This is a genomic window from Mesorhizobium sp. KR1-2, assembly GCF_040045035.1.
GTDB lineage: Bacteria > Pseudomonadota > Alphaproteobacteria > Rhizobiales > Rhizobiaceae > Pseudaminobacter.
Genome location: NZ_JBDZDS010000006.1, coordinates 50,984 through 74,995 on the forward strand (window position 1 = coordinate 50,984; position 24,012 = coordinate 74,995).

25 protein-coding genes and 1 pseudogene are annotated in these 24,012 nt (G+C 63.4%); 13 read left to right on the forward strand and 13 right to left on the reverse strand.

The features are described from left to right. Positions 1-5: 5 nt before the first annotated feature. Entirely contained in the window at positions 6-335 is a 330-nt protein-coding gene (clpS, locus tag ABLE85_RS13525; RefSeq protein WP_348793505.1) for an ATP-dependent Clp protease adapter ClpS, read from the reverse strand. Positions 336-599: 264 nt separating this feature from the next. Then, positions 600-929, reverse strand: coding sequence for a phasin family protein (locus ABLE85_RS13530; RefSeq protein ID WP_348793269.1), 330 nt, complete (start codon positions 927-929; stop codon positions 600-602). A gap of 281 nt (positions 930-1,210) precedes the next feature. Here ABLE85_RS13530 and ABLE85_RS13535 point away from each other — a divergent pair, with 281 nt between their 5' ends. Continuing rightward, the gene (locus tag ABLE85_RS13535) at positions 1,211-2,629 is read left to right on the forward strand and encodes a D-alanyl-D-alanine carboxypeptidase family protein (RefSeq protein WP_348793270.1); all 1,419 of its coding nucleotides are present in this window, start codon (positions 1,211-1,213) and stop codon (positions 2,627-2,629) included. Positions 2,630-2,682: 53 nt separating this feature from the next. Continuing rightward, positions 2,683-2,952, forward strand: a complete 270-nt coding sequence (locus ABLE85_RS13540) for a hypothetical protein (RefSeq protein ID WP_348793271.1) — start codon at positions 2,683-2,685, stop codon at positions 2,950-2,952. A gap of 151 nt (positions 2,953-3,103) precedes the next feature. Here ABLE85_RS13540 and ABLE85_RS13545 read toward each other — a convergent pair whose 3' ends face one another. From ABLE85_RS13545 to ABLE85_RS13555, 3 genes are all read right to left on the reverse strand, one after another. Beyond that, positions 3,104-3,541 carry a DUF1489 family protein gene (locus tag ABLE85_RS13545; protein WP_348793272.1) on the reverse strand — a complete coding sequence of 146 codons (438 nt, stop codon included), beginning with the start codon at positions 3,539-3,541 and terminating at the stop codon, positions 3,104-3,106. Positions 3,542-3,633: 92 nt separating this feature from the next. Next, complete coding sequence (locus ABLE85_RS13550) at positions 3,634-5,034, reverse strand: L-serine ammonia-lyase (RefSeq protein WP_348793273.1); 1,401 nt, start codon at positions 5,032-5,034, stop codon at positions 3,634-3,636. 201 nt (positions 5,035-5,235) lie between these two features. Then, positions 5,236-5,379, reverse strand: a complete 144-nt coding sequence (locus ABLE85_RS13555; protein ID WP_348793517.1) for a hypothetical protein — start codon at positions 5,377-5,379, stop codon at positions 5,236-5,238. A gap of 281 nt (positions 5,380-5,660) precedes the next feature. Here ABLE85_RS13555 and ABLE85_RS13560 point away from each other — a divergent pair, with 281 nt between their 5' ends. Continuing rightward, entirely contained in the window at positions 5,661-6,407 is a 747-nt protein-coding gene (locus tag ABLE85_RS13560; RefSeq protein ID WP_348793274.1) for a DUF599 family protein, read from the forward strand. On the opposite strand, the pseudogene ABLE85_RS13565 reads toward ABLE85_RS13560, so the two are convergent. The 5 genes and pseudogenes from ABLE85_RS13565 to ABLE85_RS13585 all read right to left on the reverse strand — a co-directional run bounded on the left by ABLE85_RS13565 (position 6,359) and on the right by ABLE85_RS13585 (position 10,233). Beyond that, positions 6,359-7,152: pseudogene (locus ABLE85_RS13565) on the reverse strand (YdcF family protein). The gene ABLE85_RS13560 and the pseudogene ABLE85_RS13565 sit on opposite strands and share 49 nt — an antisense overlap. 32 nt (positions 7,153-7,184) lie before the next feature. Continuing rightward, positions 7,185-8,666, reverse strand: coding sequence for an Asp-tRNA(Asn)/Glu-tRNA(Gln) amidotransferase subunit GatA (gene gatA / locus ABLE85_RS13570; protein WP_348793506.1), 1,482 nt, complete (start codon positions 8,664-8,666; stop codon positions 7,185-7,187). A 2-nt stretch (positions 8,667-8,668) separates the two neighbouring features. Then, positions 8,669-9,133: a GNAT family N-acetyltransferase gene (locus ABLE85_RS13575; protein WP_348793275.1), complete on the reverse strand. Its 465-nt coding sequence runs from the start codon at positions 9,131-9,133 to the stop codon at positions 8,669-8,671. Between the two features lie 6 nt (positions 9,134-9,139). Next, entirely contained in the window at positions 9,140-9,427 is a 288-nt protein-coding gene (gatC, locus tag ABLE85_RS13580) for an Asp-tRNA(Asn)/Glu-tRNA(Gln) amidotransferase subunit GatC (protein WP_348793276.1), read from the reverse strand. A gap of 101 nt (positions 9,428-9,528) precedes the next feature. Next, positions 9,529-10,233 (reverse strand): metal-dependent hydrolase, encoded by a 705-nt coding sequence (locus ABLE85_RS13585; RefSeq protein ID WP_348793277.1) that lies wholly within the window; start codon positions 10,231-10,233, stop codon positions 9,529-9,531. Positions 10,234-10,311: 78 nt separating this feature from the next. Between ABLE85_RS13585 and ruvX the strand changes: the two genes are divergently transcribed. After that, positions 10,312-10,797 carry a Holliday junction resolvase RuvX gene (gene ruvX, locus ABLE85_RS13590; protein ID WP_348793278.1) on the forward strand — a complete coding sequence of 162 codons (486 nt, stop codon included), beginning with the start codon at positions 10,312-10,314 and terminating at the stop codon, positions 10,795-10,797. On the opposite strand, the gene ABLE85_RS13595 is transcribed toward ruvX, so the two are convergent. Further along, the gene (locus tag ABLE85_RS13595) at positions 10,764-11,075 is read right to left on the reverse strand and encodes a DUF6105 family protein (protein ID WP_348793279.1); all 312 of its coding nucleotides are present in this window, start codon (positions 11,073-11,075) and stop codon (positions 10,764-10,766) included. The two genes, ruvX and ABLE85_RS13595, sit on opposite strands and share 34 nt — an antisense overlap. A 273-nt stretch (positions 11,076-11,348) precedes the next feature. On the opposite strand from ABLE85_RS13595, the gene ABLE85_RS13600 reads away from it, so the two are divergent. Continuing rightward, the gene (locus tag ABLE85_RS13600; RefSeq protein WP_348793280.1) at positions 11,349-11,600 is read left to right on the forward strand and encodes a hypothetical protein; all 252 of its coding nucleotides are present in this window, start codon (positions 11,349-11,351) and stop codon (positions 11,598-11,600) included. 81 nt (positions 11,601-11,681) lie between these two features. Further along, complete coding sequence (locus ABLE85_RS13605) at positions 11,682-12,284, forward strand: AEC family transporter (protein ID WP_348793281.1); 603 nt, start codon at positions 11,682-11,684, stop codon at positions 12,282-12,284. Here ABLE85_RS13605 and ABLE85_RS13610 read toward each other — a convergent pair. After that, a complete protein-coding gene (locus ABLE85_RS13610; protein ID WP_348793282.1) occupies positions 12,269-13,894 on the reverse strand; it encodes an acyl-CoA dehydrogenase family protein in 1,626 nt (541 codons plus the stop codon). The genes ABLE85_RS13605 and ABLE85_RS13610 overlap by 16 nt on opposite strands. 172 nt (positions 13,895-14,066) lie before the next feature. Here ABLE85_RS13610 and ABLE85_RS13615 point away from each other — a divergent pair, with 172 nt between their 5' ends. The 4 genes from ABLE85_RS13615 to dprA are packed head-to-tail and all read left to right on the forward strand — an operon-like array spanning position 14,067 to position 18,107. Continuing rightward, positions 14,067-15,032 carry an aspartate carbamoyltransferase catalytic subunit gene (locus tag ABLE85_RS13615; protein ID WP_348793283.1) on the forward strand — a complete coding sequence of 322 codons (966 nt, stop codon included), beginning with the start codon at positions 14,067-14,069 and terminating at the stop codon, positions 15,030-15,032. Further along, positions 15,029-16,315, forward strand: a complete 1,287-nt coding sequence (locus ABLE85_RS13620) for a dihydroorotase (protein WP_348793284.1) — start codon at positions 15,029-15,031, stop codon at positions 16,313-16,315. Before ABLE85_RS13615 ends, ABLE85_RS13620 begins: the two co-directional genes overlap by 4 nt. Before the next feature lie 38 nt (positions 16,316-16,353). Next, positions 16,354-16,965: a glycerol-3-phosphate 1-O-acyltransferase PlsY gene (gene plsY, locus ABLE85_RS13625; RefSeq protein WP_348793285.1), complete on the forward strand. Its 612-nt coding sequence runs from the start codon at positions 16,354-16,356 to the stop codon at positions 16,963-16,965. Continuing rightward, positions 16,962-18,107 (forward strand): DNA-processing protein DprA, encoded by a 1,146-nt coding sequence (gene dprA / locus ABLE85_RS13630; RefSeq protein ID WP_348793286.1) that lies wholly within the window; start codon positions 16,962-16,964, stop codon positions 18,105-18,107. Before plsY ends, dprA begins: the two co-directional genes overlap by 4 nt. On the opposite strand, the gene ABLE85_RS13635 is transcribed toward dprA, so the two are convergent. Beyond that, positions 18,069-18,197: a hypothetical protein gene (locus ABLE85_RS13635; RefSeq protein ID WP_348793287.1), complete on the reverse strand. Its 129-nt coding sequence runs from the start codon at positions 18,195-18,197 to the stop codon at positions 18,069-18,071. The genes dprA and ABLE85_RS13635 overlap by 39 nt on opposite strands. A gap of 373 nt (positions 18,198-18,570) precedes the next feature. Here ABLE85_RS13635 and topA point away from each other — a divergent pair, with 373 nt between their 5' ends. The 3 genes from topA (at position 18,571) to ABLE85_RS13650 (ending at position 23,957) form a co-directional block, all read left to right on the forward strand. Beyond that, positions 18,571-21,210 carry a type I DNA topoisomerase gene (topA, locus tag ABLE85_RS13640; RefSeq protein ID WP_348793288.1) on the forward strand — a complete coding sequence of 880 codons (2,640 nt, stop codon included), beginning with the start codon at positions 18,571-18,573 and terminating at the stop codon, positions 21,208-21,210. 96 nt (positions 21,211-21,306) lie between these two features. Next, positions 21,307-23,535, forward strand: a complete 2,229-nt coding sequence (gene rnr / locus ABLE85_RS13645; RefSeq protein ID WP_348793507.1) for a ribonuclease R — start codon at positions 21,307-21,309, stop codon at positions 23,533-23,535. Then, the gene (locus ABLE85_RS13650; RefSeq protein WP_348793289.1) at positions 23,535-23,957 is read left to right on the forward strand and encodes a DUF983 domain-containing protein; all 423 of its coding nucleotides are present in this window, start codon (positions 23,535-23,537) and stop codon (positions 23,955-23,957) included. The genes rnr and ABLE85_RS13650 overlap by 1 nt, the downstream gene beginning before the upstream one ends. Positions 23,958-24,012 lie beyond the last annotated feature (55 nt).

Below are 24,012 nucleotides of genomic sequence, written 5' to 3' on the forward strand. Positions count from 1 at the left end.
AAACCTCATTTCTTCTCCATCACGCATTGCAGCGGATGTTGATTCTGGCGGGCAAAATCCATGACCTGGGACACTTTCGTCTCGGCCACTTCGAACGTATAGACTCCACACTCGCCCACGCCATGATTGTGAACATGCAGCATGATGCGTGTGGCGGTTTCACGATCCTTTTGAAAAAAACGCTCCAAAATATGGATCACGAACTCCATCGGCGTGTAGTCGTCATTGAGGATCAGAACCCGATATAGGCTGGGCTTCTTGGTCTTGGTTTTCGTACGCGTTATGACCGCAGTCCCCCGACTGGGGTTGCCGCTCCCATCTCCGCTATTCTGCATATGCGCCATTCGTACTGTCATGGCGCCCCCAACGCTCGTCACCAGTTTCATGCCTTTCACGGGATCCTCACCCGAACCCGAATGTAGGTAATCGTTCAGAGATTTTAAGCTCTTCTTCGGTGCTGACAATACGGTTGCCACCCAAGAGAGGGATTTCTCCCATTCGTGAACCGGCGACCCGATGTCGCGACGCGAAAAACCCGACCGCGCTGCGCGGCCGGGTTCAAGGCGGGGCCCAAAACCCCGAAAACACTCGTGGCTGAGCTATTTTGCCTTGGCCACGACGTTCTCAAACGGCTTGTAGGCTTCCTTGGCCAGGTCCGCATAAAGTTCGCCAAGCCTGGTAGCTTCCGCCACGAACCCTTCATAGGTCTGCTTGGCATAGTCGCTCTGGATCTCGAGCGCCTTCTCCAAGGAGCCGGACGACATCACCTGCTCCAGGGCTGCAGTCCCGGTCTCGAACGAGCGCTTGGTGTATTCCCCCGCCTCGACGGCGATGGCTTGGGCGCTCTTGGAGACCGCTGCGAAGCTTTTCAGCCCGCGATCCACGAATTCCTTGCTGAACTTGTTGGCTTCCTCGAACGACTGCAACATCTGCGCATCCCTTTCGACGTTTCGGTGGCCGTTGATGGTCTCGGCGCGTTATTTTGCGTCATGGTCAATTTATTGTGCACTGCACAACAAGTCAATGCGTCGCATCTACCGCCAGCGACGCTGGCCTTGTCGGGAAAACTAAATTCTTTCTAAAACGCCGCCGAAAAGATGAACGTTGCAGTTACCATAAACGGATTGGTAACGCTGCCGCCCTAGTGTGCCCGAAAGTGAGGCAGGAGCCTTTGCCGCCTCGGGTGCAACAAAAATCAAAGGGTGTAACAGTGCGTCAAGCGTTTGCCGGCTTCGCCTTCACGCAGATATTCTCTGCGAAATCAGCGATTGCAGGCCTCCTCGCCATAGCCATGAGCGTCGTAGCCGCAAGTACGGCCGTCGCCCAGGCAGCCAAGCAGAATTCCAAGTACGCCGCCTTCGTGATCGATGCCAACACGGGCAAGGTCCTATTTTCGGCGAATGCGGATTCGCGCCGCTATCCAGCTTCGCTCACCAAGATGATGACCCTGTACCTCACCTTCGAGGCACTTTCGCGCGGCAAGATCACGAAGCAGACGTTGGTGCCCTTTTCGGCCCACGCTTCCGCCGAACCGCCGACCAAGATCGGTGTGCGCGCAGGCGGCTCAGTGACGGTCGAGACCGCGATCCTGTCGCTGGTGACCAAGTCCGCCAACGACGCCTCCACCGCCCTTGGCGAGATGCTCGGCGGCTCCGAGGAGAATTTCGCCCGCATGATGACGGCCAAGGCACGCTCGCTGGGCATGTCCGGCACCGTGTTCCGCAACGCCAACGGCTTGCCCAACAGCGCACAGTTCACCACCGCGCGCGACATGGCCACCCTCGGCCTCGCTCTGCGCGAGCACTATCCGCAGTATTACGGCTATTTCTCCACGCCGTCCTTTACCTATGGCCGCCAGCGCATGCCCAACCACAACCGCCTGCTCGGGCGCATCAAGGGCGTCGACGGCATCAAGACGGGCTTCACCAACGCATCCGGCTTCAATCTCGTGTCGTCGGTTACGGACGGCAACCGCCGTATCGTCGCCGTCGTCATGGGTGGCGCCAGCGGTGCCAGCCGCGACAACCACATGGCCGACCTGATCATGAAATACCTGCCCAGCGCCTCCAACAGCGGCAAGGGTGCTCCGCTGGTCGCAAGAGCCGGCGGCTCGAACTTCGACGCCGTCGACAAGGTTGCGGCACTGCCTAAGCAGGCAGCACCCACCCCCGACACGCGCCCCGCTGCCGACGTCACTGTTGCATCTGTCGACGACGCTCCGGCAGCGCCGGTTCGCAAGGCCAAGGCCGCGCCTACTCCGGAAGAAGTCCCCGCCCCGACCCTGCAGGCCTACGCAGAGCCTACGTCGCGCCCGCAGGCCGCCCTCGAAGCAGCAGTCGCCAAGCCGCAAGTCGACCCCATCAAGACGGCGTCCGTCGCCGCATCGGGATGGGTGGTGCAGATCGCTTCCTCGCCTAGCCGCGCCGAGGCCGAGTCGATCCTCGACAAGACCAGCAAGCAGGCGCCGGGCGTGCTCCGCAAGGCCTCCGGCTTCACCGTGCCATTCGAGAAGGGCGGCGTGACCTATCACCGCGCACGCTTCGGCGGCTTCGGCTCCAAGGTCGCGGCGTGGGATGCTTGCGCGGCACTGAAGAAGCAAAAGATCAGCTGTTACGCCATCCAGAACTAGTCACCTGCAACAGAAACCCTCCCGGTGGTAGCCGTGTCGAAGGAGTCCTAATCGTGATTGGTGAGCAAAACGTCCTCGGCTTCATTGATCCGCGCCGCCAGGAAAAGCGCCCCTCCGACATCGGAATGCAGGCGCTGCATCAGGCATCGATGCGCCTTGCCGACATCCGACCCGGAGCCCCTCGCTTCAAGACAAAGGATCTTGTGGGCCTCCTCCTCAGCCACGGCGCCAGAACCTGGCGAAGCACCATGCCGCTCGCGACGATTCGCCTCCGCGTCGTGGCACCAGACGGGAACCCGGCCATCAGGATACGTCTCTCGTAACTGGCGGTCTTGAGGGTCGTCTCAGAGTTTTAAGCTAAGTTCCATCGACTCGCATAAGGCTGACGCTTGACCTGTGCCAGCCTTTCGTTTGCGTGCAAACATGAGCGTTAGAGATGGCCTGGTCAGGCCGGACGCAGCCCCGTGACCGCGGCTACAGAAGCCCCAGGTCGGCAAGCTCCTGCCTGAGCTTAGGCGGCATTTCCGCCAGGCCGGCGTGGCCTGCACCGAGGTCGGCCGGAGCATCCTGCACCTTCAGGTAGCGCCAGCCCTGGAAAGCGCGGCGCGGCTGCCAATCGGTACGCGTCACCACCGGGTCGAGCACGAGGTGGCAGCGCGAAATCCCCTCATCGTCGACGAAGGGCCGGACATCCAGCAGCCGCTGGCGGCACTGAACGCTACCCTTGATCACCCAATAGAGCGAGCCGCCGTCGAGGAGTTCGTCGCGGCGCGTCGGAACCATCCGGGTCGTGTGATATTGCTCCACCGGCTCGCCTGCGCGGCGACGCTCATCGAGCCGGAAGGAAATCCACTCTTCCAGATCCTCGACGCTGTCGCAGCCGACGCAGAGTTTTATGAGGTTCAGGGCCATGGCTGAAGGTTTAGCGCGGGCGGTGTCCGGGTCAACGCGCTGGGCCGGTTGTCCACAGAGCCGGCCGCCAGCGCGTTCTCAGGCGTGGCAGTTCAGCACTCCACGACGTTGACGGCAAGACCGCCCAGGCTGGTTTCCTTGTAGCGTTCGTTCATGTCCATGCCGGTCTGGCGCATGGTTTCGATCGCCGCGTCGAGCGGCACGAAATGCGTGCCGTCGCCCTTGATCGCCAGCGACGCCGCCGTGACCGCCTTGACCGCACCCAGCGCGTTGCGCTCGATGCAAGGCACCTGGACGAGGCCGCCGACCGGATCGCAGGTCATGCCGAGATGGTGCTCGAGCGCGATCTCGGCCGCATTCTCCACCTGTTCGGGCGTGCCACCCATGACCGCGCACAAGCCTGCCGCCGCCATGGCCGAAGCCGAGCCCACCTCGCCCTGGCAGCCGACCTCGGCGCCTGAAATTGAAGCGTTGGTCTTGATGATGCCGCCCACGGCCGCAGCCGACAGCAGGAAGTCGCGGATGCTGACCTGATCGGCCTCGGGGTGGAAATGCAGCCAATAGCGCAGCACTGCGGGCAACGTGCCTGCCGCACCGTTGGTGGGTGCCGTGACAACGCGGCCGCCAGCCGCGTTCTCCTCGTTGACCGCCATGGCATAGACCGAGAGCCAGTCGTTGGCCAGCAGCGGGTTCGGCTTGTTCCGGCGCCAGTCTTCCTGCAGCTTGTCGTGCAGTTGGCGGGCGCGGCGGCGCACTTTGAGCCCGCCCGGCATGATGCCGTCCTGCGACAGGCCGCGATCGATGCAGCCCTTCATCGCGCCCCAGATGCGGTCCAGGCCGGCGTCGAGCTCGTCGCGCGACATATGCCGCTCCTCATTGGCCCGCTTCATCTCGGCGATCGACAGGCCGCTCTCCGCCGCCATCGCCAGCATCTCGACCGCGTTTCGGAAAGGATATGGCACCTGGACGCTCGAAGGCGTTTCGCCGTGCGACTTGAGACGCTGCAACTCCTCTTCCGACACCACGAAGCCGCCGCCGATCGAATAATAGATGCGCTTCAGCAGCAGCTGGTCGTCGCCGTCATAGGCGTAGAACGCCATGCCGTTGGCGTGTCCGAGAAGCGGCGTCTTCTTGTCCAGCACAAGGTCGACGGCCGGATCGAAGCGGTAGGACGGATGACCCGGAGGCGTGACCCGCTTCTCAAGCGTGATCTTGTCGATGACAGAGTCGGAGTGGTCCGGATCGACGGTTGTCGGGATCAGGCCGGTCAGGCCCAGGATAACAGCCCGGTCCGTGCCATGACCTACGCCGGTATAGGCAAGCGAACCGTGCAGGCTGGCCGCAAGGCGATCGACTTTCGCATTCGCAGGGCGCGGCCAATCATTGCCCAGGATTTCTTCGAGAAAGCGGGATGCCGCTGTCATCGGGCCCATGGTGTGGGAACTCGAAGGGCCAATGCCAATCTTAAAAAGGTCGAAAACCGACAGGAACACGAGCGGCAGATCTCCATGGACGGACAGGAAGGGCACGTGCCCTTGCCGGAACAGTATTAGGATGTTTGTTCGCCTTTGTCAGGCGAAGCTTGGCGCTTCCCGACCTCGGCTGCTTCGCCAACGACATGGAAGGGGCAAGCCCAAAAGAAAAGAGACGCGAAAGCCGCGTCTCTTCTCAAACCTCGTTGCCAATCCCTCGATTTATCCTCCCGCGAGGACAGCGACCTTGTCGGCGCCGCTCACAAGCCAGGCAAGAAGGATGATACCGGCAAATCCAATCACTGCCTTGGCGGTCAAGCCCCAGCAGGATTTCTGAACGCTTTCGTCCATGATGTCTTTTTTCAATCCCCAAGAACCGGTGCGGACGTGATTCGAAAGACGCCTCTACCACCTCATAGAGGCGCCATGGATATCCCGTTGCGCGCACATCCGCAACCGCAAAAGAGGCGAAAGCATGGCAAGTCCTGCATGGCAGCCATGCACGCACTACCTGCAATTTGTGCAAAATCAATCATTTGATTTCGGCTTCGCGTAAAGGAGTCGGTAAGCGCTGCGTCCGAACTGTGGCGTGACCGACTGATGTCCGGCTTTCACCGACCTGTGCCGGCCGTGATATGGTTTCGGGTATGCTCGATTCTCTTTCGCTGACATTTTGCGACCTGGCGGCAGTCGCCTATTTCCTCGCTGTCTGGCTGGTGCACTCTCTTGCCTCCGACGGCAGGCTTGTCCGCCGCGTCTCGCTGACCTTGGCGATGAATGCGCAGCGCGCAGCCTGGATGCAGACGATGGCGCGACGGGAACTGCGCATGATCGACACCAACATCATGGTCGGGCTGCAGCAGGGCACTGCGTTCTTCGCCTCAAGTTCGCTGATCGCGGTTGGCGGCTGCTTCGCCCTGCTCGGCGCGTCGGATCACGTGCTCTCAGTGCTGTCCGACCTGCCGTTGGCCGGCGGCATCTCAAGACCATCCTTCGAGGTGAAAATCCTCGGGCTGATCATGATCCTGGCATTCGCGTTCTTCAAGTTCGGCTGGTCGTACCGTCTGTTCAACTACTGCTCCATTCTGGTGGGCGCAGTGCCGATGGCGCATGAAGATGGGTTCCACAGCCATGCCCTGCAGGCTGCGGTACGCCGCGCCACTCAGATGAACATCCTGGCCGGCAAGCATTTCAACTCCGGCTTGCGCGCTATCTTCTTTTCGCTCGGCTATCTCGGCTGGTTCGTTAACCCGGCCGTATTCGTTGTCACGACCACTATCCTGTTCGCGGTCCTGCTGCGTCGACAGTTCTTCTCAGCGGCCCGTTTGGCGGTGCTGGAGCCGGATCAGACCGGACCTGGAAAGGGCGAGTCGATCCGCCCGGAAAGCCAGTAGGCGAGCAGCCCGAGCCATTCACGAATGGCCAGGGATGTGTTTTGCAGTGAATCCTGCGGGTTGTCGCGCATGAGACCGACGCCTTCCCGGCCCGAGGTGCGGTAGTCGACCGGCCACGGCAAGACCTCGAAATCCGCCTTGTGGAACAGGGCCATGGATCGCGGCATATGGAAAGCCGACGTGACCAGCAGCCAGGTTTCGCCGGGCTTCGGCGACACGAGCTGTTTGGTGAAGATCGCGTTTTCGTAAGTGTCGCGCGACTTGTTCTCGAGCACCATGCGCTCCCGCGCAACGCCGAGGGCCGACAACAGCCGCTCGGCCGTATCGGCATCGCCCTCGCCTTCCAGGATGAGCGTGCCCACGCCGCCGGAGACAACGACCTTGGCGTCCGGGAAGCGCCGAGCCAGAACGGCTGTCTCGACGAAACGATCGCCGGCGCTGTTCATCTCGTAGCCGCCGCGAGCGAGGTTGATGGCGCCTTCGAGGCCCCGCCCAACACGACGATGCCGTCGACCTTTTCCGGCAAGGCGGGACGCTGGAACCGCTCCTCGAGCGGGGTCAGCATCATTGCGCCAATCGACGTCCATGCGGCGAGCGCCAGGATCAGGAAGCCGGAGACGCAGCCTGCGATCGACAGGCGCCGCCAGCCGGCAAGCAGCGCGGCGACGCCCACGAGAAGAAGAAACAACGACAGGTTCAAGGGCTGGATGAAGAACCAGAACACCTTGGACAGGACGAAGAACATGCCGTCGCCTCAATCCGACTGGCGCAGAGCGATTACCACCACTTCTCCGGCTCGAAGCGTCCGGCCGCCTGCTCGATGACATGGGCGGTCTGGAACAGCGTCTCTTCGTCGAAGGGCCGACCGATGAGCTGGAGCCCGAGCGGCAGGCCGTTGGCGTCCACGCCGGCCGGCACGGCAATGCCCGGCAGGCCGGCCATGTTCACCGTCACCGTGAAGATGTCGTTGAGGTACATTTTCACCGGATCGCTGGCCATCTCCTGGTCGGCAACGCCGAAGGCCGCGGACGGGGTCGCCGGCGTCAGGATCACGTCGATGCCGGCGGCGAAGACGTCCTCGAAATCCTTCTTGATCAGGGTGCGCACCTTCTGCGCCTGCAGGTAGTACGCGTCGTAATAACCGGCCGAGAGCACATAGGTGCCGATCATGATGCGGCGCTTGACCTCGCGGCCGAAACCGGCGGCGCGGGTCTTTTCATACATTTCGATGATGTCCTTGCCCGGCACGCGCAGGCCGTAGCGGACGCCGTCATAGCGCGCGAGGTTGGACGAGGCTTCCGCCGGCGCGACGATGTAATAGGCCGGCAGCGCGTATTTCGTGTGCGGCAGCGAGATGTCGACGATCTCGGCGCCGGCATCCTTCAGCCAGGCGATGCCCTTCTGCCACAGCGCCTCGATCTCGGCCGGCATGCCCTCGACGCGATATTCCCTCGGAATGCCGATCTTCATGCCCTTGATGGGGCGGCCGATCGCCGCCTCGTAGTCCGGCACAGGCATATCGACGGAGGTGGTGTCCTTGACGTCGACCGAAGCCATGGACTTGAGCAGGATCGCCGCATCGCGCACGTCGCGCGCGATTGGCCCCGCCTGATCGAGCGACGAGGCGAAGGCGACAACACCCCAGCGCGAGACGCGGCCGTAGGTCGGCTTGATACCAACCGTGCCGGTGAAGGCAGCCGGCTGGCGGATCGAGCCGCCGGTGTCGGTGGCGGTGGCGCCGGCGCAAAGCCAAGCGGAGACCGCCGCGGCCGAACCACCGGAGGAACCGCCGGGCACCAGCTGCTTGTTCGAGCCAGCCGCGCGCCACGGGTTGATCACCGCGCCGTAGTAGGAGGTCTCGTTCGACGAGCCCATGGCGAACTCGTCCATGTTGAGCTTGCCGAGCATGACGGCCCCGTCGGCCCAAAGATTGGCGGTGACGGTCGATTCGTAGCGCGGCTTGAAGCCGTCCAGCACGTGGCTGCAGGCCTGGGTGTGCACGCCTTCGGTGGCGAACAGGTCCTTGATGCCGAGCGGGATGCCTTCCAGCGCGCCACCCTCACCCTTGGCGAGCTTTTCGTCGGAGGCCTTGGCCATCTCGCGCGCCTGGTCGTGCGTGACCGTGACATAGGCGTTGAAGGCGCCGTTGGCCGCGTCGATCGCGTTGAGGTAGGCCTCGGTGAGTTCGCCTGCCTTGATCTCCTTGGAGCGGAGCTTGGCGCGGGCCTCGGAAATGGTCAGTCTGGTCAGGTCGCTCATCGTCATTCAGCCTGCAAAATCTTTTCGTAAAACACCGACCATTCCGAATCCGGATAGTCGAGCACCGGGCCGCAGCGCGAGAAGCCGGCGCGCTCATAGACGGCCCAGGCGGCCGGGTGCCGGTCGCCGGTTTCAAGCACCAGCCGCCTTATTCCTTCGCCCCGCGCCAGCGCCTCGATGCGGCCGACGATCTCGAAGCCGATCCTCCGGCCGCGATACGAGGGGCGCGTGTACATGCGCTTGACCTCACCCAGTTCGCCGCCATGGCGTTTGAGGGCACCGCAGGCCACCGCTTCCCCATTGTCGCGGGCAATGAAGACCGTGGTGTCGGCCCCGGCCATCTGCTCCGCCGTCATGTGATAGCAGAATTCCGGCGGCGTCAGCTCATGTAAGGCAGCATTGAGTTCGGCGATCAGGCCGCGCACATCATCCTGCAGCGGGCTTTCGGTCGCGATCTCTAAGGCCACGCGGCGTTACTCCACCACCTTGGGGACCAGGAAGAAGTTCTCGTCGGTCACCGGCGCATTGGCAACGATGTCGGCAGCCTTGCTGCCGTCGGTAACGTTGTCGGCACGCTCCTTCATCGCCATCGGCGTCACCGAGGTCATCGGCTCCACGCCGGAAACGTCGACCTCGTTCAGTTGCTCGACGAAGCCGAGAATGGCGTTCAGTTCGCCCGTCATGCGCTCGGCATCCTCTTCGGATACGGCGATGCGGGCGAGATGCGCGACGCGCTTTACAGTGGCAATATCAACGGACATCAAAGATTCTCCGGAAAACCGGGCTGGTTATCGTGTCCGGGCTATAGCGGCGCCGGGCGCGACACGCAACAATCATGTCCAAGAACGAGCCCGTGCGCACGCTAAATCTCGAAAGTCTCGCCCACTGCGGGCACCAGGACCTCCACGCCCGAGCCTCCCATGCCCGCGACGAATTTCTCCGGGGTCTGGTCGAGCAACGGGAAGGTCGCGTAGTGACAAGGGATCACCGTCTCGAAATCGAAAAAGCGCCGGCAGGCAAGCGCGGCCACGGCGCCCCCCATGGTGAAGCGGTCGCCGACCGGCACGATGCCGATCTTGGGCTCGTGCAGTTCGTTGATCAGCGCCATGTCCGAGAAGATGTCGGTATCGCCCATGTGGTAGAGCGTGCGGTCGTTGGGGAAATGCAGCACCAGGCCGGCCGGATTGCCGAGATAGGTGTTCGTCCCGCCCTCGCCGGCGTATGACGAGGAATGCAGCGCATTGACGAAAGTGGTGGTGAAGCCGCCGCAATCGACCGTCCCGCCATGGTTGCCAGGATTGATCTGGTTGCCGCTCACACCCTGGCCGACCAGATACATGCAGATCTCGAAATTGGCGACGAGCATGGCGCCGGTCTTTTTGAGGATCGCCGCGGAATCGCCGATGTGGTCGTTGTGGCCATGGGTCAGCAGCACATGAGTGGCGCCCTCGGCCGGGCCTTCCCAGCCCTTGGTCCAGAGCGGGTTCTGGATAAACGGGTCGATCAGGATCTTGGCGTTGCCCACTTCCACGCGAAACGCGGATTGCCCGTACCAGGTGATCTTCATGGCTGACGCCTCCTCGATTTTTAATCGCCCAAAGGATAGAAGGCGGCGGTGCCAAGTCAAAAGGAAAGCTCTCCGCCCTTGAACATCGTTGCGATCGAAGACCTGCCGCGGCTACTGGCCGGCGGCAAGACGCTGGCCGGACTTGACCTCGGCGACAAGACAATCGGCGTCGCCGTGTCCGATCGCAGCCTCTCCTTCGCCCATCCGCGGCCGGTGATCATTCGCAAGAAATTCTCGATCGACGCCGCCGCCCTGCTGGAACTGCTCGGCAAGGAAAATACCGGCGCGGTGGTGATCGGCCTCCCGGTCAACATGGACGGCAGCGAGGGACCGCGAGCGCAGGCCTCCCGCGCCTTCGTGCGTAACATCGCCAGGCTCACCGACCTGCCCTTCGCCTTCTGGGACGAGCGGCTATCGACGGTGGCGGCCGAACGCAGCCTGATCGAGATGGACATGTCACGCGCCAAGCGGAAGACGAAGATCGACTCGGCCGCTGCCGCCTTCATCCTGCAGGGCGTCCTGGACAGGCTTCACGCCCTCGGCGAGGACACGGTACCGAGATAGCGCTCGCGCCGCATCCGCAACCAGGCGCCCATCTGCCGGCGGCGCCGAAAAGCGAAAATCGCCAGCACGATCAGAGTATCGAAGATGCAGGCCTTGGCGACCAAGGCGGGAATCGTCTGCGGGTCGATGCCGAGCATCTGGCCGTAGAGCTGGAACACCAGGTCATGGACCCGGCGCGTCAGCATGACGTAGCCGAAATTGATGTCGTAGAACGACAGTCCGAACCAGCCCCAGAAGATCAGCAGCGGTGAAGCCCAGAGGATGAGGATGTAGCGCATCAGCATCCTCTGCCGATTCGCGCCGCGGCCGGCAGATCACGCACGGCCTGAACCGACGGCGCGACGGCAGCCGTGGCGTGGCAGGTCGGTATATGGCCGTGGTTGGTGCGCATGGTCGTCCTTGGATTCCCACCACTGTAAGCGTTAACCATTTCTTCGCAACGGTAACCATTTATTAAGGTTAACAACGATAGCCGGCTAGATTGGCAACGTGGGGAAATAGGCCGTATGGATCGCTTGCCAACCTCCGCCCAACGTTCCCGCAGTCCCCTTATGATCGCGATTTTCGACAGTATCCTGCCGATCTTTCTGCTGATTCTGGCCGGCAACTTTTTGCGACGCGTGCCTCTGATAGATCAGGGAGCATGGGTCGGGCTGGAGCAGATCGGCTACTGGTTCCTCTATCCGGCGCTGCTGTTCGTGACGATCTACAACGCCGATTTCAAAGGGCTCCAGCTCAACGCCATGATGCTGGCGCTGGCGGCCGCCCTGACGGCGATGATCGCCCTCACCTGCGCGCTGTAGCCGCTGCTCGGACGCGCCGGCTTCATCCAGAGAAGCGAGTTCTCGTCGATCTTCCAGACAGCGGTGCGCTGGAACAGTTTTATGGCGCTGGCGATCGCACAAAAAATCTTTCCGCCGGCAGGCACTGCCGTGGTGGCGCTGGTGATGGCGATCATCATCATTCCGCTCAATCTCGCCACGGTACTTCTGGTAACGCGCTTCGCCGACCGCAGCGCCAACTGGCGCAGAATTGGCCGCGACATGGCGATCAACCCGATGATCCTGGGCTCGCTCGCGGGCATCCTGTTCCGTTTCCTGCCGTTCCAACTCTATGGACCGTTCAACCAGACGCTTGGGCTGGTGGGCAGTGCGGCGCTCGGCATGGGTCTGCTGGCGATTGGGGCGGGCCTGCACTTGGGCGACCTGTGGCGGCCGCGCTTCGCCCTGCTGCTTCCGGTCGCGCTGAAGTTGATGCTGTTTCCAGCGTTGCTGATCGGAGCCGCCTTGGCCTTTGGAGTCAGCGGCAGCGAGCTTTCCTATCTGGCGCTTTGCGCCGCGGTGCCGACGGCGATGAACGGCTATCTTCTCGCCCGCCAGCTCGGCGGCGACGCAGAACTCTATGCCGCCGTCACCACGGTGCAGGCGGTGGCCTCGTTCCTCACCATTCCCGCGGTTTTGGCTGTATCGGCTCAGATCACCGGATAGAGGGTATCGACGATCATGCGCGCATCGTGGCGCGCATCGAGCATCCCGTAGGTGCCGCGCCACTGGCCGGCCAGCCGCGTCTCGATGAAGGCATCGGCAATGCGCCCTGCCCCCATGCGCCGAAGTTCCGCCGCAGCGGCCGACAGCGCAAGCTGCTCGGTGAGGATGCGCGCAGAGCCCTCATCCGACGCGGCCACCTGCTGGGCCGCGCGCAGCACGCTGGTGGTGCCGCGCCCGCTCGAACCAAGATCCCGCTCGATGCCGGCCAGCACATCCTCAAATAGTCCGGGCGCGCGGCCCAGAACGCGAAGCACGTCGAGCGCCATCACATTGCCGGAGCCTTCCCAGATCGCATTGACCGGGGCCTCGCGGTAAAAGCGCGCCAGCGGCATCTCCTCGACATAGCCGTTGCCGCCCAGGCACTCCATCGCCTCATAGAGCAGCGCCGGCGCGATCTTGCACACCCAGTATTTCACCACCGGGGTCATGACGCGGGCGAAAGCCGCCTCGCCGCGATCGGCCGCAGCCTCGTCAAAGGAACGCGCCAGCCGGAACGACAGCGCCGTGGCGCCGGCGACATCCAGCGCCATGTCGGCAAGCACGCGCTGCATCAGCGGCTGGTCGATGAGATTGGTGCCGAACACCTGGCGATGGCGGGTGTGATTGATCGCTTCGGCCAGCCCGGCCCGCATGAGCCCCGAGGAGGCGATGGCGCAGTCGAGCCGCGTCAGCGTCACCATGTCCATGATGGTCTTGATGCCCTGTCCCGGTTCACCAACCATCTCGCCAAGGGCGTTGACGAATTCTACCTCGGATGAAGCGTTGGAACGGTTGCCGAGCTTGTCCTTCAGGCGCTGGAAACGGAAGCCGTTACCGCTGCCGTCGCCCAGGATGCGCGGCATCAGGAAGCACGACAGCCCCTCGCGGGCCTGCGCCAGCACCAGGAAGGCATCCGACATCGGGGCCGACATGAACCATTTGTGGCCGGTGATGCGATAGAAGCCGTTGGCCGCGCGCTCGGCGCGGGTGGTGTTGGCGCGCACGTCGGTGCCGCCCTGCTTTTCGGTCATGCCCATGCCGAGCGTCAGCCCGGTCTTTTCCACTGGCGGCTTCTGGGCCTGGTCGTATTTGCGGGTTGTGATGCGCGGCGCCCATTCGCGGAACAGCTTTGGGCTGGCCATCAGCGCGGCCAGCGAAGCGCTGGTCATGGTGATGGGGCAAAGGTGCCCGGTTTCCAGCTGCGCGGTGAGGTAGAAGCGCGCGGCCCTCACCTGGTGGCGGCGACCGGTCTCATGCGCGCCATTCTCCCAGATCGAGGAATGCAGGCCGTTGGTTACCGAGCGGCGCAGCAGCGCGTGATAGGCCGGGTGATAGTCAACGATGTCGAGGCGGCGTCCTTGCCGGTCATGCGTACGGAGCTTGGGCGTCTCGCTGTTGGCAAGCCGGGCGAGATCCTGCGCCTCGGCGCTGAGAACGAAGCGGCCGACGCCATCCAGATCCTTGCGGACGGGCTCGGAAAAATCCTCCGCTATCTGTACCAGCAACGGGTCGCCCCGCCAGGCATTGCCTCCGGTCAAAGGCGGGGATTGGTTGGTTACCTCGTCGCTCACGCGCAATCCTTGGGGTTGCTCTTCGGTGCACGATGCGAATCCGAAGTTGGTTCGAAGGCTTTATAACCCAAGCTATCCTTACCACGCGATGAAAATCCCGGGAAAGAAGCGCTTCAATCCGCCGTCCGCCGCTTGCGGTGGCATCGGCACGAGCCTATAGGACGGCTTTAAGATGATCGACATTTCAGCCCTGCCGCTTTTTCCGCACCGCCATTTGCTTGGCATACGCGACCTATCTCCCATCGACATAGAATTGCTGCTGGACCGGGCCGACGCCGCGGTGGCAATTTCACGCCAGAACGAGAAGAAAACGACCACGCTGCGCGGGCGCACGCAGATCAACCTGTTCTACGAAGCCTCGACGCGCACACAGTCCTCGTTCGAACTCGCCGGCAAGCGACTGGGCGCCGACGTGATGAACATGTCGGTGGCGAGTTCGTCGGTGAAGAAGGGCGAAACGCTGATCGACACGGCCATGACGCTGAACGCGATGCGGCCGGACATACTCATTATCCGCCACGCCTCTGCGGGCGCTGCTGCGCTTCTCGCGCAGAAGGTGGGCTGCTCGGTGGTCAATGCCGGCGACGGCGCGCATGAGCACCCGACGCAGGCGCTGCTCGACGCGCTGACCATCCGTCGCGCCAAGGGCGCGCTCTCCCGCCTCACGGTGGCGATTTGCGGCGATATCCTGCATTCGCGCGTCGCCCGCTCCAACATCCTGCTGCTCAACGCCATGGGCGCCCGGGTGCGCGTGGTGGCGCCGTCCACGCTGCTGCCCTCGGGCATTGCGCAGATGGGCGTCGAGGTCTGCCCGACCATGGCGGAGGGGCTGAAGGACGCCGACGTGGTGATGATGTTGCGCCTGCAGCGCGAGCGCATGGAGGGCGCCTTCGTGCCGTCGGTGCGTGAATATTTCCGCTATTTCGGCCTCGACGCCGAAAAGCTGAAGGCCGCGAAGCCGGATGCGCTGGTGATGCACCCCGGCCCGATGAACCGCGGCGTCGAAATCGCCTCCGAGATAGCCGACGGTCCGCAAAGCGTCATCCAGGAACAGGTCGAGATGGGAGTGGCCGTGCGCATGGCCGTTATGGAGGCGCTGCTTGACCCGCGCCGCAACCAGGACGGAGGCCGGGCATGAGCGTCACCGTTTTCCAGCAGGCCCGCATCGTCGACCCCTCGCGCGGCATCGACGAGATCGGCTCGGTCATCGTCGACGGCAAGAAAATTGTCGCTTCGGGCACGACGGCCCTGAACCAGGGCACTCCTGACGGTGCCAGCGTAATCCATTGCGCCGGCAAGACCGTCATCCCCGGCCTTGTGGACGGCCGCGTCTTCATCGGCGAGCCGGGCGCCGAGCACCGCGAGACCATCGCTTCGGCCAGCCTTGCGGCTGCTGCCGGCGGCGTGACCTCCATCGTTATGATGCCGGACACCGACCCGGTGATCGACAATGTTGCGCTGGTCGAATTCGTGCTGCGCACCGCGCGCGACACGGCACTCGTCAACGTGTTTCCCGCCGCCGCTGTCACCAAGGGCCTTGAAGGCCGCGAGATGACCGAGTTCGGCCTGCTGCGCGAAGCCGGTGCTGTCGCCTTCACCGACGGCCGGCACACCATCGCCAACTCGCTGACCATGCGCCGCGCGCTGACCTACGCACGCGACTTCGGCGCGGTCATCGCGCATGAGACGCTGGACCCACACCTCGGCGGCTCTGGCGTCATGAACGAAGGGCTCTACGCGAGCTGGCTTGGCCTTTCGGGTATTCCACGCGAAGCCGAGGCTATCCCGCTCGAACGCGACCTGCTGCTGGCTCGGCTGACGCGCGGGCGCTACCACGCCGCCAAGATTTCTACCGCGCTGTCGGCCGGTGCAGTCGCCCGCGCCAAGGCCGATGGCGCGAACGTCACCGCGGGTGTGTCGATCAACCACCTCTCGCTCAACGAGAACGACATCGGCGAATACCGCACCTTCTTCAAGCTTTCGCCGCCACTGCGCACCGAGGACGACCGGCAGGCGATGATCGAGGCGCTGCGAGACGGCACCATCGACATCATCGTGTCGTCGCACGACCCGCAGGACGTCGACACCAAGCGCCTGCCCTTCGCCGACGCCGCCGATGGCGCAATCGGCCTCGAAACGCTTCTGGGCGTGGCGCTGCGTCTCCACCACAACGACGAAGTGCCTCTGCTACGTCTGGTCGAGGCGCTTTCGACCGGGCCGGCCAAGTTGTTCGGCCTGCCGGGCGGCACGCTGAAACCCGGCGCGGCGGCTGACCTTGTACTGGTGGATCTCGACGAGCCATGGGTCGTGCGCGAAGATGCCATCCGCTCGCGCTCCAAGAACACCTGCTTCGAGGGCGCGCGGCTGCAAGGCAGGGTCTTGCAAACGATGGTTGCGGGCCGCACAGTGTTTTCGGCGTGAATTCGGGCCGCCCGCGAGCGGCACCGAGGGGGAAATAGATGGATCCTTTGACCTGGCAGCTTCCGCTGTCCGTTTTCGTTGCGGCGCTTGCCTTCGGCTATCTGCTCGGCTCGATCCCGTTCGGCCTGCTGGTCACGCGAGCGGCCGGGCTGGGCGACGTGCGCAAGATCGGCTCGGGCAATATCGGCGCGACCAACGTGCTGCGCACCGGGAGCAAAAAACTCGCCGCTCTGACGCTCCTCCTCGACGCGCTGAAGGGCACCGCGGCAGTGCTTATCGCCGGACTTTATGCACCGGAAGCCGCTTTGCTGGCCGGCTTCGGCGCCTTCCTCGGCCATCTTTTCCCGGTCTGGCTCGGTTTCAAGGGCGGGAAGGGTGTCGCTACCTATCTCGGCGTGCTGATCGGCCTTGCCTGGCAGGGTGCGCTGGTTTTCGCCGTCGTCTGGCTGCTCGTCGCATTCCTCACGCGCTATTCCTCGCTTGCGGCACTGGTCGCCGCGATCGCGGTGCCGGTCTCGCTTTATTTCCTAGGCCTTCGTGACATTGCGGCCCTTTTTGCGATCATGAGCCTCATCGTGTTTATAAAACACCACGCGAACATCTCCCGGCTGCTTTCCGGCACGGAAACGCGCATCGGGGCCAAGGGATGAACAAGGCAGCCGGTCCCCGCCTCAGCGACCGGCAGAGATTGAACTGGCTGCGCCTGATCCGCACTCCCAATGTGGGCCCCGCCAGTTTCCGTGACCTGATCGACCGCTTCGGTTCGGCCGAAGCCGCCATAGAGATGCTGCCGGAATTGATGATCTCCGGCGGAGCCGGCCGCATTGTGCGCATTCCGTCGATGGCCGACGCGGAAGCGGAGATGGAAACCGCGCGAAAACATGGCGCGCGTTTCGTCTGCATTGGCGAGCCCGACTACCCGCCAATTCTCCGGCGCATCGACAATCCGCCACCGCTGCTGGCGATGAAAGGTACGGCCGACGTCTTCGGTCTGCCCTCTGTGGCGATCGTCGGCGCGCGCAACGCCTCGCTGGCCGGCATCAAGATGGCGCGCACGCTGGCCGCCGAACTGGGCCGCGAGGGTTATTCGGTCGTTTCCGGCCTGGCACGCGGCATCGACACCGCCGCCCATCAGGGCAGCGTTGCGACCGGCACCATCGGCGTTCTCGCCGGTGGCCTAGATCGGCCCTACCCGCCTGAGAACATAAATCTTATCGAAGAGATAACTTCAAGCGGCGGCACCATTGTCTCCGAAATGCCGTTCGGCTGGGAGCCCCGCGCGCAGGATTTTCCGCGCCGCAACCGTATCGTCGCCGGCATTGCGCTGGGCCTTGTGGTGGTCGAGGCCGCCAAGCGCTCCGGCTCCCTGATCAGCGCGAGGCTAGCAGGTGAGATGGGCAGGCTGGTCTTCGCCGTGCCGGGTTCCCCGCTTGACCCGCGCGCGGCTGGCACCAACGGCCTGCTCAAGGACGGAGCGATCCTCGTCACTGACGCCCGCGACGTCATCTCGGCGATAGCGCCGTTGATCGGCTCGGTAGTCTCTGCGCCAATATCCGCGCCGGCCTCCTTCGAGGAACCACCAGATTTCGGCGCGACGCCGCCCCCCGCCGACGATGATCGCGCGCGGGTGGTGGAGGCGCTCGGTCCGGTCCCTGTCGGCGTGGACGAGATCATCCGCCACACGGGACTGCACCCGGCCCAAATCTTCATGATCCTGCTTGAACTTGACCTCGCTGGCCGGCTCGAGCGCCATTCAGGTGGCGCTGTGTCGCTTGTCCTGCTGGACCCGTAACGGGCGCTGGCCACGGATGATGTCGCTGACTTCGATGTAGGCCATCTCGATCAGGAAGGCGAGCAGGTCGCAGCGTTCACTTTCGGCCATGGTGCGTAATTGGCCAAGCAGTGATTGAATGTAGTCGAGTGTGTCTGTCCGCCTCGTTGTAAAGGACTGCCGCATCGGCAATACTCCGTGAAGTCCAGCGGGGGCACAACTCGCCGCTGGCATTGCTTCGATGAATGAAATTTTGAACAAGTGTCCCACAACCACTGATTACAGAGACCTTATTATACGTATCTAAAATTGCAATACACCATCACACTCAATTCTTGAGTGTGTGACGCACGGCCAGGGGTGATTTTGCCGTCCGCCCCTTGACCGGACGGAAAACCGCAGCCATGTGACGGGCCAGTTGACAGAATTTTCGCCGCGCGTCGCCCCCACTACCGCCGGCGACCTCATTGGAAACAAGAGCAATATGGACGTCGTCGTCGTCGAGTCGCCGAACAAGGTGAAAACGATCAACAAGTATCTGGGCAAGAACTACAAGGTTCTGGCCTCGTTCGGCCATGTGCGCGACCTGCCTGCTAAGGACGGCTCGGTGAAGCCCGACGAAGACTTCTCCATGTCCTGGGCTGTGGATGGCGCTTCGGCGAAGCGGCTGACCGACATTGCCAAGGCGGTGAAGGATGCCGACGGCCTGATCCTCGCCACCGACCCGGATCGCGAGGGCGAAGCGATTTCCTGGCACGTGCTGGAAGTGCTGAAGCAGAAGCGCGTGCTGAAGGACAAGCCGATCAAGCGCGTGGTGTTCAACTCCATCACCAAGCAGGCCGTGCTCGACGCGATGGCCAACCCGCGCGACATCGACCCGCCGCTGGTCGACGCCTATCTGGCCCGCCGCGCGCTCGACTATCTGGTCGGCTTCACGTTGTCGCCGGTGCTGTGGCGCAAGCTGCCGGGCGCTCGCTCGGCAGGCCGCGTCCAGTCGGTGGCGCTGCGCTTCGTCTGCGACCGCGAGAACGAGATCGAGCGTTTCGTCCGCGAGGACTACTGGCTGATCGCCGCGATCCTCGCCACGCCGCGTGCAGAGAATTTCGAGGCCAAGCTCACCGTCTATGACGGCAAGAAGCTCCAGAAGCTGGATATCAAGACCCAGGAGCAGGCCGACGCGATAAAGGCCATGCTCGATGGCGCCACCTTCAAGGCGCTTTCGGTCGAGGCCAAGCCAACCAAGCGAAACCCCGGTCCGCCCTTCACCACCTCCACGCTGCAACAGGCGGCCTCGTCGAGGCTAGGCTTCTCGGCTTCGCGCACCATGCAGGTGGCGCAGCGCCTCTACGAGGGCATGGATATTGGCGGCGAGACCACCGGCCTCATCACCTATATGCGTACCGACGGCGTGCAGATGGCGCCTGAGGCGATCAGTGCCGCACGCTCGGCGATCGCCCGCGAATTCGGCGACAAATACGTGCCCGAAAAGCCGCGCTACTATTCGACCAAGGCCAAGAACGCCCAGGAAGCGCACGAAGCGATCCGCCCGACGGACTTCTCGCGCACTCCCGCCGAGGTGCGCAAATATCTCGATGCCGACCAGGCAAGGCTCTACGAGATGATCTGGAAACGGGCCATTGCCAGCCAGATGCAGCCGGCCGAGATCGAGCGCACGACGGTCGAGATCGAGGCGCGCAACGGCGCCAAGACGGCGGAACTGCGTGCCGTCGGCTCGGTGGTCCGCTTCGACGGCTTCATCGCCGCCTATACCGAACAGAAGGACGAGGACGCCGAGGACGAGGAAAGCCGCCGCCTGCCGGAAATCCGCATGGGCGACACACTCGATCGCCGGTCGATCAATGTTACCAGCCACACCACCGAGCCGCCGCCGCGCTACTCGGAAGCCTCCTTCATCAAGAAGATGGAAGAGCTCGGCATCGGCCGTCCCTCGACCTATGTGGCGACGCTGAAGACGCTTGAAGACCGCGACTATGTGACGATCGAGAACCGCAGGCTGATCCCGCAGGCCAAGGGCCGCCTGGTCACCGCCTTCATGGAGAGCTTCTTCGAGCACTATGTCGAATACGACTTCACCGCCTCGCTGGAGGAGAAGCTGGACGAAATCTCCGACGGCAAGCTGGCCTGGAAGGACGTTCTGCGCGACTTCTGGAAGGCGTTTTCGGCAACCGTCGACGACATCAAGGAACTGCGCGTCACCGATGTGCTCGACGCTCTCAACGAAGAGCTCGCGCCGCTCGTCTTCCCCGAACGCGAGGACGGTTCGAACCCGCGCATCTGCCCGAAATGCGGCACAGGCAACCTGTCGCTGAAACTCGGCAAGTACGGCGCCTTCGTCGGCTGCTCGAACTACCCGGAATGCGGTTATACCCGCCAGCTCGGCGGCGATGGAAACGGCAACGGTGAAGGCTCGGAAGGCCTTGAGGACGGCACCAAGTCGCTCGGTAAGGATCCCTACACCAGCGAAGAGATCACGTTGCGTAGCGGCCGCTTCGGCCCATATCTGCAGCGTGGCGAGGGCAAGGACGCGAAGCGCTCCAGCCTGCCGAAGGGCTGGACACCTGCAAGCATCGACCACGAGAAGGCGATTGCGCTTCTGTCGCTGCCGCGCGATGTCGGCAAGCACCCCGAGAGCGGCAAGATGATTTCGGCCGGTCTTGGCCGCTACGGCCCGTTCGTGCTGCACGACGGAACCTACGCCAACCTCGAAAGCATCGAGGACGTATTCTCGATCGGCCTCAACCGCGCCGTCTCCGTGTTGGCCGAGAAGCAATCCAAGGGCAAGGGTGGTCGTAACGGTACCGCACCCGCTCTGAAGGAGCTTGGCGAGCATCCGGACGGCGGCGGCGCCATTACCGTGCGCGACGGCAAATACGGTCCCTATGTCAATTTCGGCAAGGTCAACGCTACCCTGCCGAAGGGCAAGGACCCGACGAGCGTGACAATGGAAGACGCGCTGGCGCTGATTGCCGAGAAGGAAGCCAAGGGCGGCGGCAAGAAGCCGGCCCGCGCCAAGGCCGCGGCCAAGAAGCCTGCTGCTGCCCCTAAGAAGCCGGCAGCCAAGAAGACAGCGACCAAGAAGGCCGCGACGAAGACAGAGGAATAGCATCCGTTGGCAAGGAACATCTCCGGGCGGAAAGCTGCCGGCGCCAAGGCCGACTCGTCCGAGGCAAGCCGCTCCGGAGGCAAGTCGCGCGACTTTCTGCCCTCGCGCGACGACATCCTGCGCTACATCTCCGAGAACCCCGAAAAGAGCGGCAAGCGCGACATAGCCAAGGCGTTCTCGCTGAAGGGCGAGAACCGCGTATGGCTGAAGGACACGCTCGCCGAACTGCAGGATGAGGGGGTGCTGGAAAAGGACCGCAAGCGTTTGATGCGTCCGGGGTCCCTGCCAGCCGTCGCGGTGCTCGACATTTTCGCGCGCGACGAAGACGGCCTGCTACTCGCCCGCCCCACCGAGCAGCGGGAGGGCGCCCTGCCGACGGTGGTGTCGATCAAGGTTTCGCGCAGCGGACCGACCCCAGGCGTCGGCGACCGCGTGCTGGCCAAGACCTTCCCCACCCATGCCGAGACCGGGCCCGCCTACACGGCTCGGGTGATGAAGATCTTCGAGAAGCGCAGCGAAGCGGTTCTCGGTGTCTTCCGCACGCTCAAGGACGGCACGTTTCGTATCGAACCGGTCGAGCGCCGTCAGGCTGAACTGGTCGTGGAAAAGGAATTCCGCAACGGCGCCGAGAACGGCGATCTGGTCGAGGTCGAACCGCAGCGTGCCTCGCGCTATGGCCTGCCGCGCGCCAAGGTGCTGAACGTCGTGGGCTCGCTCACGAGCGAAAAGGCGGTCTCGATGATCGCCATCCACGTTCATGAGATCCCGCACATCTTTCCCGCCGAGGTGATCGCGGAAGCCGACGCCGCAAAGGCCGCGACCATGGACCGCCGCGAAGACTGGCGCGACGTGCCCCTAATCACCATCGACCCGGCCGACGCCAAGGACCACGACGACGCGGTTTATGCCGAGCCCGACACCGACGAGAAGAACCCCGGCGGCATCATCGCCATCGTCGCCATCGCCGATGTGGCGGCATATGTGCGGTCAGGCACCGCGCTCGACCGCGAAGCGCTGAAGCGAGGCAACTCCGTCTACTTCCCCGACCGGGTCGTGCCGATGCTGCCGGAACGGATTTCCAACGATCTGTGCTCGCTCAAGCAAGGCGTGGGCCGCCCTGCCCTGGCGGTGCGCATGACGTTCTCGGCCGAGGGACGAAAGATCCGCCACTCCTTCCACCGCATCATGATGCGATCCCACGCCAAACTGGCCTACAGCCAGGCGCAGGCGGCGATTGACGGCGCGCCCGACGATGTGACCGGCCCGATCCTGGAGACGATCCTGAAGCCCCTGTGGGCCGCCTATGAGGTGCTGAAGCGCGGCCGCGATTCGCGCCAGCCGCTGGAACTGGACCTGCCGGAGCGCAAGATACTGCTCAAGCCGGACGGCACGGTCGACCGGGTCATCGTCCCTGACCGCCTCGATGCGCACAAGCTGATCGAGGAATTCATGATCCAGGCCAATGTCTCTGCCGCCGAGACACTGGAGGCCAAGAAACAGAGCCTGGTCTACCGCACGCACGATGCGCCGTCGCTCGCCAAGCAGGAAGGCTTGCGTGAGTTCCTGGCCACGCTCGGCCTCTCCCTGGCACGTGGCGCACAGATGAAACCGTCGCAGTTCAACCAGATTCTCAGCCGCGTGAAGGGCGCCGAGCATGAGGCGCTGGTCAACGAAGTTGTGTTGCGCGCTCAGAGCCAAGCTCTCTATTCACCTGAAAATCTTGGACATTTCGGTCTTAACCTGCGCCGCTACGCGCACTTCACCTCGCCGATCCGCCGCTATGCCGACCTGATCGTGCACCGCGCTCTGATCGGCGCGCTGAATTTCGGGCCCGACGGCATCACGCGTGGCGAAGAGGAACGGCTGGAGGATATTTCCGAACTGATTTCGGCCACCGAGCGCCGCGCCATGGCGGCGGAGCGCGACACGATCGACCGGCTGATCGCGGGCTATCTCGCCGACCACCTCAACGACACCTTCGACGCGCGCATCTCCGGCGTGACCAAGGCGGGGCTTTTTGTCCAATTGCCGCAGTTTGGCGCCGACGGCTTTATTCCGGTATCATCCTTGGGTGGCGACTACTATATGTTCGATGAGACTGCCCGATCGCTTTTTGGAGAACGTACCGGCAAAGGCTATCAGCTTGCAGATCGTGTCGAGGTTCGCCTCGTCGAAGTTGCGCCGCTCGCTGGTGCAATGCGTTTTGAAATGTTGACCGAGCCAAAGCCATTGCCGGGGTCCAAATCGTCGTTCCACAAGGCGAAGGCACACAGGTCGCGGGCTCGCGCCGCACAGCGCAAGAGCCCCCGTAGCAGGAGACGATGATGGAGACACAGGTTTTTGGCGCTGCGCATGCCGAGCGGCAGGCACGCCCGCTTTGGACGGCGATGAAGCGCGGCTTGCTTGGACGCTGCCCCCATTGCGGTGAAGGGAAGCTATTTTCGTCATTCCTGAAGATCGTCGATCACTGCGAACATTGCGGCGAGGAGATGCATCACCATCGCGCGGACGACCTGCCGGCCTACATCGTTGTCGTCATCGTCGGCCATGTCGTCGTCGCTGCCTTCATGGGGGTAGAGGCTACGACCACTCTGTCGACCTGGCAGCATCTGGCGATCTGGGTGCCAATGACGATCATCATGGCGCTTGCGATGCTGCGCCCGGTCAAAGGCGCCATCGTCGGCTTGCAATGGGCGCTTTACATGCATGGCTTTGGCGGCGAAGAACAGACGCACGGCGACGCATGATCGCCACCCCTGGCGCAATGCTCGGTCTGTTGGAACAATATCGTCCAAGGTTGGA

Excerpts from the sequence above, each read along its gene's own strand:
- clpS (WP_348793505.1), bottom strand. The coding sequence starts at position 335 with ATGCAGAATAGCGGAGATGGGAGCGGCAACCCCAGTCGGGGGACTGCG.
- ABLE85_RS13530 (WP_348793269.1), bottom strand. The coding sequence starts at position 929 with ATGTTGCAGTCGTTCGAGGAAGCCAACAAGTTCAGCAAGGAATTCGTG.
- ABLE85_RS13545 (WP_348793272.1), bottom strand. The coding sequence starts at position 3,541 with ATGGCCCTGAACCTCATAAAACTCTGCGTCGGCTGCGACAGCGTCGAG.
- ABLE85_RS13560 (WP_348793274.1), top strand. The coding sequence starts at position 5,661 with ATGCTCGATTCTCTTTCGCTGACATTTTGCGACCTGGCGGCAGTCGCC.
- gatA (WP_348793506.1), bottom strand. The coding sequence starts at position 8,666 with ATGAGCGACCTGACCAGACTGACCATTTCCGAGGCCCGCGCCAAGCTC.
- gatC (WP_348793276.1), bottom strand. The coding sequence starts at position 9,427 with ATGTCCGTTGATATTGCCACTGTAAAGCGCGTCGCGCATCTCGCCCGC.
- ABLE85_RS13585 (WP_348793277.1), bottom strand. The coding sequence starts at position 10,233 with ATGAAGATCACCTGGTACGGGCAATCCGCGTTTCGCGTGGAAGTGGGC.
- ABLE85_RS13595 (WP_348793279.1), bottom strand. The coding sequence starts at position 11,075 with ATGCGCTACATCCTCATCCTCTGGGCTTCACCGCTGCTGATCTTCTGG.
- ABLE85_RS13600 (WP_348793280.1), top strand. The coding sequence starts at position 11,349 with ATGATCGCGATTTTCGACAGTATCCTGCCGATCTTTCTGCTGATTCTG.
- ABLE85_RS13605 (WP_348793281.1), top strand. The coding sequence starts at position 11,682 with ATGGCGCTGGCGATCGCACAAAAAATCTTTCCGCCGGCAGGCACTGCC.
- ABLE85_RS13615 (WP_348793283.1), top strand. The coding sequence starts at position 14,067 with ATGATCGACATTTCAGCCCTGCCGCTTTTTCCGCACCGCCATTTGCTT.
- ABLE85_RS13620 (WP_348793284.1), top strand. The coding sequence starts at position 15,029 with ATGAGCGTCACCGTTTTCCAGCAGGCCCGCATCGTCGACCCCTCGCGC.
- plsY (WP_348793285.1), top strand. The coding sequence starts at position 16,354 with ATGGATCCTTTGACCTGGCAGCTTCCGCTGTCCGTTTTCGTTGCGGCG.
- dprA (WP_348793286.1), top strand. The coding sequence starts at position 16,962 with ATGAACAAGGCAGCCGGTCCCCGCCTCAGCGACCGGCAGAGATTGAAC.
- ABLE85_RS13635 (WP_348793287.1), bottom strand. The coding sequence starts at position 18,197 with ATGGCCGAAAGTGAACGCTGCGACCTGCTCGCCTTCCTGATCGAGATG.
- topA (WP_348793288.1), top strand. The coding sequence starts at position 18,571 with ATGGACGTCGTCGTCGTCGAGTCGCCGAACAAGGTGAAAACGATCAAC.
- ABLE85_RS13650 (WP_348793289.1), top strand. The coding sequence starts at position 23,535 with ATGGAGACACAGGTTTTTGGCGCTGCGCATGCCGAGCGGCAGGCACGC.